The following is a 6,417-nucleotide window of genomic DNA, read 5'->3' as shown; positions in this document are numbered from 1 at the left end:
TTCCTTTGTACTGACCCTCGCGGGCTTTCCTCCGGGCGCTTCCTTCGTTCTTGCGTTTCCGACTCTATCAGATCTTTTCGGACCCGATTTCCTCGATGCCTTCCAGGTTCTCGCTTTCGCGTTTCCCTTTCCAGCGGTTCCAACCTTACCAGATCCGTTTTCCGTTCCGTGCCGCTTCTCGAAAGTCGCGGTGGGTCGGAATTGAATTCCGGTGGCCGTTGGGGGCCTTTTCCCTTTCGGGCGGATCAGACCATATCAGGTTTCCCCGGTCTGATTTCCACTCCCGCGCCGGACCGTCCGGGCACACGTGTGTGCCGGGGTTCTTGCCGGGGTGGAGACGTCAACGTACTGGAGCGGGGCCCCCGGATGCAAATCCGGTTGCCCCGCTCCGGGGTGGTCGCTACGCGCGAGGGTCAGACCTCGACGACGACGGGGAGGATCATCGGGCGGCGGCGGTAGCCGTCGGAGACCCACTTGCCCACCACGCGGCGGATGAGCTGCTGCAGCTGGTGGGGTTCGGCCACTCCGTCCGAGGCGGCCTTGGCGATGGCCTCCTCGATCTTCGGGAGCACCGCCGCGAAGGCGGAGTCCTCGATGCCGGAGCCGCGGGCGTTGATGTTCGGGCCGCCGAGCACCTTGCCGGTGCTGCTGTCGACCACCATGAACACCGAGATGATGCCCTCGTCGCCGAGGATGCGGCGGTCCTTGAGGTGGACCTCGGTGACGTCGCCGACCGAGAGGCCGTCCACGTACACGTAGCCGGCCTGGACCTTGCCGGTGATGCGGGCCCGGCCGTCGATCAGGTCGACGACCACGCCGTCCTCCGCGATGACGATGTGGTCCTTGGGGACTCCCGTCAGCGCGCCGAGCTCGGCATTGGCGCGCAGGTGGCGCCATTCGCCGTGGACCGGCATGAGGTTCTTCGGCTTGCAGATGTTGTAGAAGTACAGCAGCTCGCCGGCCGAGGCGTGGCCCGAGACGTGGACCTTGGCGTTGCCCTTGTGGACGACGTTGGCGCCCCAGCGGGTCAGGCCGTTGATCACGCGGTAGACCGCGTTCTCGTTGCCGGGGATGAGCGAGGACGCCAGGATCACGGTGTCGCCGGGGACGATCCGGATCTGGTGGTCGCGGTTGGCCATGCGGGACAGTGCGGCCATCGGCTCGCCCTGGGAACCCGTACAGACCAGCACGACCTCGTGGTCCGGCAGGTCGTCGAGGGTCTTCACGTCCACGACGAGGCCGGCCGGGACCCGCAGGTAGCCCAGGTCCCGGGCGATGCCCATGTTCCGGACCATGGAGCGGCCGACGAAGGCGACCCGGCGGCCGTACTCGTGGGCCGCGTCCAGGATCTGCTGGATGCGGTGCACGTGGCTGGCGAAGGAAGCGACGATGATGCGCTTCTGGGCGCCGGCGAAGACCCCGCGGATCACGTTGGAGATGTCGCGCTCGGGCGGGACGAAGCCCGGGACCTCGGCGTTCGTCGAGTCCGAGAGGAGGAGGTCGATGCCCTCCTCGCTCAGCCTCGCGAAGGCGTGCAGGTCGGTGAGGCGGTTGTCCATCGGGAGCTGGTCCATCTTGAAGTCGCCGGTGGCGACGACCAGACCCGCAGGGGTGCGGATGGCGACGGCCAGGGCGTCCGGGATGGAGTGGTTGACCGCGATGAACTCGCAGTCGAAGGGACCGAGGCGCTCCCGGTCGCCTTCCTTCACCTCGAGGGTGTAGGGGCGGATGCGGTGCTCCTGAAGCTTCGCCTCGATGAGGGCGAGCGTCAGCTTGGAGCCGATCAGCGGGATGTCCGGCTTCTCCCGGAGGAGGTAGGGGACAGCGCCGATGTGGTCCTCGTGTCCGTGGGTGAGGACGATGCCGTCGATCTGGTCGAGGCGGTCCCGGATGGACGAGAAGTCCGGCAGGATCAGGTCGACGCCCGGCTGCTCCTCTTCGGGGAAGAGGACGCCGCAGTCGACGATCAGCAGTCGGCCGTCGAACTCGAAGACGGTCATGTTCCGGCCGATTTCGCCGAGGCCACCCAGAGGGGTGACACGGAGGCCGCCCTTGGGCAGCTTCGGCGGCAGGCCGAGTTCCGGATGCGGATGGCTCAAAAGTCTCTCCTCACCACACACGCCACGTACCCCTTTAAGGCACGTGGCGCGCATGACATTCGTGCACTTGCTGTTGTCTGAGTTGTCTTGCTTGTTCTGTTGTCGCTATTCGGTTGTGAAGTCTGTTGTCAGAGCTGTACCCCGCCGGCAGCAAGATCGATCTTGAGCTGTGCGGTCTCTTCGTCGGTAAGTCCGATCATCGGCAGGCGCAGCGGGCCGGCCGGGAGGCCCTGCAGGGCCAGGGCGGCCTTGGTGGTCATGACGCCCTGGGTGCGGAACATGCCGGTGAAGACCGGGAGCAGCTTCTGGTGGATCTCGGTGGCCTTCTGTACGTCGCCGCCGAGGTGGGCCTCCAGCATGGAGCGGAGCTCGGGGGTGACCACGTGGCCGACCACCGAGACGAAGCCGACCGCGCCGACCGACAGGAGCGGCAGGTTCAGCATGTCGTCGCCGGAGTACCACGCCAGGCCGCTCTGGGCGATGGCCCAGCTGGCCCGGCCGAGGTCGCCCTTGGCGTCCTTGTTGGCGACGATACGCGGGTGCTCGGCCAGCCGGACCATGGTCTCGGTGTTGATCGGGACGCCGCTGCGGCCGGGGATGTCGTACAGCATGACCGGCAGCTCGGTGGCGTCGGCGATGGCCGAGAAGTGCCGGTACAGGCCCTCTTGCGGGGGCTTGTTGTAGTACGGCGTGACGGCGAGCAGGCCGTGCGCGCCGGTGCGCTCGGCCTGACGGGCGAGCTCGATGCTGTGGTGGGTGTCGTTGGTTCCGATGCCGGCGACCACGTGGGCGCGGTCTCCGACCGCCTCGAGCACGGCTCGTACGAGGTCGTTTTTCTCCGCGTCGGTGGTGGTCGGGGACTCACCGGTGGTCCCGTTGATGATCAGGCCGTCATTGCCTGCGTCCACCAGGTGGACGGCGAGCTGCTGCGCGCCGTCGAGGTCGAGTGCGCCATCCGCCGTGAACGGCGTGATCATGGCGGTGAGGACCCGCCCGAAGGGGGTCTGCGGAGTCGAGATCGGAGCCATGGGTAACACGCTACTCGCTGCCATGCTCGCGGTGTCCCCTCGGGGGACGTCAACGGGGTGGGGTGAGTGTTGGAGCCCGGCACTGCCTGCTCGGGGGTTCAAGCAGTGCCGGGTCCGTTTGATCAGCCTAGATGAACTTCACGAAACGTCGCAATACGGACACTTCGCTCTTGGCTTCGCACATCCGCACGGATGTCTTTTACGGGGCCACCCGGCCGTTCGCGTTGAAGGCCGCGTAGGTCAGCGGCATCAGCCGGGACCACTGCTCCTCCATCTTCTCGCCGACCATCTCGATCTCCCGCTGCGGGAAGGACGGCACCGCCGCGAGCTCGTGCTGGGTGCGCAGGCCCAGGAAGTGCATCAGCGAGCGCGCGTTGCAGGTGGCGTACATCGAGGAGAAAAGTCCGACCGGCAGGACCGAACGGGCAACCTCCCGGGCCACGCCCGCCGCCAGCATCTCCAGGTACGCCTCGTACGCCTGCCGGTACGAGTCCTCCATCACCCGGGCGGTCAGCTCCGACTGGGCCGGGGTGCCCTCGACGAACACGTACTTGCCCGGACGGCCCTCCTGGACCAGCTTGCGGTCGGCGCCCGGGACGTAGAACACCGGCTGGAGCTCCCGGTAGCGGCCCGATTCCTCGTTGTAGGACCAGCCGACCCGGTGCCGCATGAACTCGCGGAACACGAAGATCGGGGCGCTGATGAAGAAGGTCATCGAGTTGTGCTCGAAGGGACTGCCGTGCCGGTCCCGCATCAGGAAGTTGATCAACCCCTTGGAGCGCTCGGGGTCCTTCTGCAGCTCGTCCAGGGACTGCTCTCCGGCCGTGGAGACACGGGCGGCCCACAGCACGTCGGAGTCTGCGGCGGAGTGCTTCACCAAGTCGACGGTGACGTCGCTTCGGAAGTCGATCTTCAGCTCGGGGGTCTCGCTCACGAGGTCCTTCCAGGTCACATCGGCCGTGCCGCGCCCACTTTACGGCGCCTGGCGGACACTGCGGACCACCGCTCCGGCCACGCGGCGCGGAGGTGCCTCCGGAGAGTTTCGCCAAGATGCCGGATCAGGGCACCGATCGGGCCCACCGCACGTCCTACTGGGTAGCAACGCACCATGACACGTGAGGAGTGAGGCCCGACATGTTCCGCCGGCGCGAGCCTGTCCCGTTCGCCTTCGTCGCCGAGGCCGACCGTTTCCGCAGTAACGTCACTCCGCCGCCCCGGGAGCGCCTGAGCAAGACCCAGCTCGCCGCCCGTACCCTGGTCGGACTGACCGTGGTGGCGGGGCTCGTCGGCTCGCTCCTCTTCGGCATGCCCGCACTGCAGCCGCACAAGGCGCCCGAGAAGGCCCAGCAGTCCGAGGCGGCCGAGGGGCGCTGACGGCCGCCCGCCGATGTGCATATGAGTGAGGATCAGCCGTGCCCCTGCCCTTCCTGACGGCCGACCTGGACGATGTCGCGCTGCCCCACGACGACCACGACCGCTGGCGGCGGCCCTACCGGCCGGGTCCCTGGCGGGTGGCCACCGGGGCCGTCCTGCTGCTGATCGCGTCGTTCATGCTGCTCGCCACGATGATCATCGCCTTCGCCGGTGCGTGGGCCGGCGCCGCCGTCTGCATGGCGGCCGCGCTCTCCGTGGTCGGTGCCACCGCCCGGATGCTGCGCGCCGGCGTCTGGGTGAGCCGTGCCGGGCTGCGGCGGGTGGCGTTCTTCGGGACCCGCTCGGTGGCCTGGAGCCAGGTCGCCGAGCTCCGTACGGTCCAGCAGCCGGTGCGCTGGCTGGGACTGCCCAGGACGGTGCAGGGGCAGGCGCTGACCGTGCACACCCGGGACGGCTCGCGGCTGCCGGTGCTGCTCACCGACCACAGCGCGGACTTCCTGTCGCGTGCGGAGGCGTTCGAGCGGGCCGCCGACACCCTGGAGGCCTGGGCCGAGGAGTACCGGGCGGTCCCGGCCGGCCGCTGAAGGCCGGCCGAGCCGGCCGCCGGAAGGCCGCGAGGCGGGCCGGGGTGGACCCGGCCCGCCTCGGGATCGGCTGAGGATCGGGAAGCCCGTACGAGGTGGTTCAGGCCGCCCGTACGGGCTTCTTGTCGTACAGGGCGATGGCTCGCTGCATGGCCTTGCGGGCCCGCGGGGTGTCGCGGGCGTCGTGGTAGGCGACGGCGAGGCGGAACCAGGTGCGCCAGTCCCCCGGCGCGTCCTCCGTCTCGGCCTTGCGTCGGGCGAAGACCTCGTCGGCGGAGTCGCGCAGGATCCGCCCGTACCGGTCCCGTTCCAGCTCGTCCACGGGCAGGCCGCCCTCGGCCTCGAGCTCGCTGGACAGCCGGTGGGCCTTCTTGACGAACTGGGTGTTCTTCCAGAGGAACCAGATGCCGATGACCGGCAGGATCAGCACCATCACCCCGAAGACGACGGTCAGCGGGGTGCCGATGCGGATGAGCGCCAGCCCGCGGCCGCCGGCCAGGACGAAGTAGACGGCCAGGACGGCTGCCGTGATGAAGTACGTGATCTTCGCGCGCATGGCTCAGCCCAGGTCGAGGAAGTGTTCCAGGCCGAAGGTGAGGCCCGGGGTCTGCGTCACGCGGCGTGCGCCGAGCAGGATGCCCGGCATGAAGCTGCTGTGGTGCAGGGAATCGTGACGGATGGTCAGGGTTTCGCCCTCGCCGCCGAGGAGCACCTCCTGGTGGGCCAGCAGGCCGCGCAGGCGGATCGCGTGCACCGGTACGCCGTCCACGTTCGCGCCGCGCGCCCCGTCGAGAGCGGTGGCCGTGGCGTCGGGCTGCGGGGCGCAGCCTGCCTTCGACCGGGCCTCGGCGATGAGCTGGGCGGTGCGGGTGGCGGTGCCGGAGGGGGCGTCGACCTTGTTGGGGTGGTGCAGCTCGACGACCTCGACGGACTCGAAGTAACGCGCGGCCTGGGCCGCGAACTTCATGGTGAGCACGGCGCCGATGGAGAAGTTGGGGGCGATGAGCACACCGGTCTCCGGGGAGGCGGAGAGCCAGGTGTTCAGCTGCGCGAGGCGGTCCTCGGTCCAGCCGGTGGTGCCGACCACCGCGTGGATGCCGTGGCGCACGCAGAAGTCGAGGTTGTCCATGACCGAGGCGGGGGTGGTCAGTTCGACGGCGACCTGGGCGCCGGTCTCGGCCAGGGTCTCCAGCCGGTCCCCGCGCGACAGGGCGGCGACCAGCTCCATGTCCTCGGCGGCCTCGACGGCCTTGACGGCTTCGGAGCCGATCCGGCCCTGGGCTCCGAGGACCGCCACGCGCAGCTTGCTCATCTTCTTCGCTTCCTTACGTC

Annotated in this window: 8 protein-coding genes; 3 read left to right on the top strand and 5 right to left on the bottom strand. The window is 68.8% G+C overall.

All coding sequences use genetic code 11. The features are described 5' to 3' along the window. Positions 1–205, top strand: a 205-nt coding sequence (locus tag AB0447_RS34120; protein WP_366480807.1) for a hypothetical protein, incomplete at its 5' end; no start/stop codon positions are given. A 208-nt stretch (positions 206–413) separates the two neighbouring features. Here AB0447_RS34120 and AB0447_RS34115 read toward each other — a convergent pair. The 3 genes from AB0447_RS34115 to thyX form a co-directional block, all read right to left on the bottom strand. Beyond that, on the bottom strand, positions 414–2,099 hold the full coding sequence (locus AB0447_RS34115) for a ribonuclease J (RefSeq protein ID WP_366480806.1): 1,686 nt from the start codon (positions 2,097–2,099) through the stop codon (positions 414–416). 128 nt (positions 2,100–2,227) lie between these two features. Next, entirely contained in the window at positions 2,228–3,127 is a 900-nt protein-coding gene (gene dapA, locus AB0447_RS34110; RefSeq protein WP_366480805.1) for a 4-hydroxy-tetrahydrodipicolinate synthase, read from the bottom strand. A 199-nt stretch (positions 3,128–3,326) separates the two neighbouring features. Beyond that, complete coding sequence (thyX, locus tag AB0447_RS34105) at positions 3,327–4,061, bottom strand: FAD-dependent thymidylate synthase (protein ID WP_366480804.1); 735 nt, start codon at positions 4,059–4,061, stop codon at positions 3,327–3,329. Positions 4,062–4,261: 200 nt separating this feature from the next. On the opposite strand from thyX, the gene AB0447_RS34100 reads away from it, so the two are divergent. Together AB0447_RS34100 and AB0447_RS34095 are read left to right on the top strand one after the other, a co-directional pair. Next, a complete protein-coding gene (locus AB0447_RS34100) occupies positions 4,262–4,501 on the top strand; it encodes a hypothetical protein (RefSeq protein WP_366480803.1) in 240 nt (79 codons plus the stop codon). Positions 4,502–4,539: 38 nt separating this feature from the next. Next, positions 4,540–5,085 carry a PH domain-containing protein gene (locus tag AB0447_RS34095; protein WP_366480802.1) on the top strand — a complete coding sequence of 182 codons (546 nt, stop codon included), beginning with the start codon at positions 4,540–4,542 and terminating at the stop codon, positions 5,083–5,085. A 100-nt stretch (positions 5,086–5,185) separates the two neighbouring features. Here AB0447_RS34095 and AB0447_RS34090 read toward each other — a convergent pair whose 3' ends face one another. Both AB0447_RS34090 and dapB read right to left on the bottom strand, forming a co-directional pair. Further along, on the bottom strand, positions 5,186–5,641 hold the full coding sequence (locus AB0447_RS34090; protein WP_366480801.1) for a hypothetical protein: 456 nt from the start codon (positions 5,639–5,641) through the stop codon (positions 5,186–5,188). A 3-nt stretch (positions 5,642–5,644) separates the two neighbouring features. Then, positions 5,645–6,397, bottom strand: coding sequence for a 4-hydroxy-tetrahydrodipicolinate reductase (gene dapB / locus AB0447_RS34085; RefSeq protein WP_366480800.1), 753 nt, complete (start codon positions 6,395–6,397; stop codon positions 5,645–5,647). Positions 6,398–6,417: the final 20 nt, after the last annotated feature.

This window comes from Streptomyces sp. NPDC051211 (assembly GCF_040689505.1).
Lineage (GTDB): Bacteria > Actinomycetota > Actinomycetes > Streptomycetales > Streptomycetaceae > Streptomyces.
This window is presented reverse-complemented; position numbering and strand designations above follow the sequence as displayed.